Here is a 1,490-nt window from a genome sequence, read left to right as displayed (position 1 = left end):
CACGAGTAGAATCGTGCATCTGCTCGAGTTGCAGCTTTTGTTGAGGAGTCAGTGTAATTTTCATGGGTCTTAGCATGATCCTGATTTTATCGAAAATCAAGCACCTTCATTGATCACGGGTATAGTTATATACATACCTCACCCTTAGTGAAATACATACCTCACCCTTAGTGAACATACCTTAGTATGGTCACTTGATAATCCAGTAAATAAATACAACAGATCTTACTTATGATAACCAACCGTAGGTAAGAGAAAATGAACAACAACTACTTCAAAGGGTTGCCCATTCTAGGCAACCTAAATGACTACAACGAAAGATACTTAGACAAAACAATAGATACGTTGAATCACGCATGTGATGAGAACAAACGCGTCTATGCAGTACGGATTGATCTTAAGATGCCACAAGCTCCTCAAGAGCTTGATTGCTTGAGTCGAGATGAGATCGTCAACCATTGCCGATTTAGAGATAGGCTCATTTCACTGTTCACCGAATCGCTTAAGGCAAAAATTAATGCAATGGACCGCAGGTACGAAAAAGCGAATCGAAGAGTACGTCCTTCAAGTCTTCGGTTTATTTGGTGCAGAGAACGAAATACATCAGTAGATGATCATTACCACATGGTTTTGCTTTTTAACCAAGAGAAATTTCATAAGCTAGGTGACTGGGAAGGGAGAGGTACTTTAGCAGGAATGATTCGTGAAGCTTGGGCTAGTGCGCTAGGCATGGATTATCACAATACTCATGGGTTGGTGCATTTTACCAAAAATGGTGGGTTTTATTTACATCAAGGTACCTCCAAGTTTTCTCGTCAGTATGAGGATCTATTTTACTGTTTAAGCTATCTAGCAAAAAAAGAGACCAAACACTATGGTGAGGGACGCCGTAATTTTGGTACCAGTTATCGGTAGTGATGAATGGAGGGTGTTTAGCCCTCCAGTAACTTAATCAAACCATGACTTAATCGCACCCCAGGTGTTGCCCACAACTTCAATGGGTGCAAAGACGACATCAACCGCAGTCGCTACCGTGCCCGTTATCAGCTCGCCAGTGGCACCGATGATTTCACCATCACTCAGTTTATCGTAAGTATTGCTTAGGGTATCAACAGCACCTGTGTAGGCAGCTTCAATAGGCTTGGCGACAAGATCCCCAGGAGCGCCTACAACGGTGTTGACACTATCAGGTAAGCCAATGTATTCACCAGCGTACTTGGCCCCTGTAGAGGCGATAGCGATGGTTCCTAGTGGACCTTTAGCAAACTGTTTAGCTGATTGACCGAGTAGACCTTGCCTAGCTGCAACATGAGTGATGACATGACCGCCGTTACTCACTTGGTTAGACGTATGTCGCTGTTCAATGCAACGATTTACGAAGTGCTCACAATTATTCGTAGCGACATCATAACCAGGTTTGCCTACCTGCTGCTTTGCGTAATCAATGGCATCTTGTGGATAGGGTGCGTGTCGCTTCACTCTGATTTCTT

Annotated in this window: 2 protein-coding genes; one reads left to right on the top strand and one right to left on the bottom strand. The window is 43.5% G+C overall.

From position 1 onward, the window contains the following. Positions 1-258 precede the first annotated feature (258 nt). Positions 259-915: an inovirus Gp2 family protein gene (locus tag H5300_RS26615; RefSeq protein WP_182797350.1), complete on the top strand. Its 657-nt coding sequence runs from the start codon at positions 259-261 to the stop codon at positions 913-915. A 33-nt stretch (positions 916-948) separates the two neighbouring features. Here the strand turns inward: H5300_RS26615 and H5300_RS26610 are convergent. Next, a partial coding sequence (locus H5300_RS26610) for a lecithin retinol acyltransferase family protein (protein WP_182797349.1) occupies positions 949-1,490 on the bottom strand: 542 nt, incomplete at its 5' end.

It is taken from the genome of Vibrio sp. SG41-7 (genome assembly GCF_014164465.1).
Lineage (GTDB): Bacteria > Pseudomonadota > Gammaproteobacteria > Enterobacterales > Vibrionaceae > Vibrio > Vibrio splendidus.
Note: the sequence above shows the minus strand (reverse complement) of the source record. Positions and strands in the feature narration are given on the sequence as shown.

Excerpts from the sequence above, each read along its gene's own strand:
- H5300_RS26615 (WP_182797350.1), top strand. The coding sequence starts at position 259 with ATGAACAACAACTACTTCAAAGGGTTGCCCATTCTAGGCAACCTAAAT.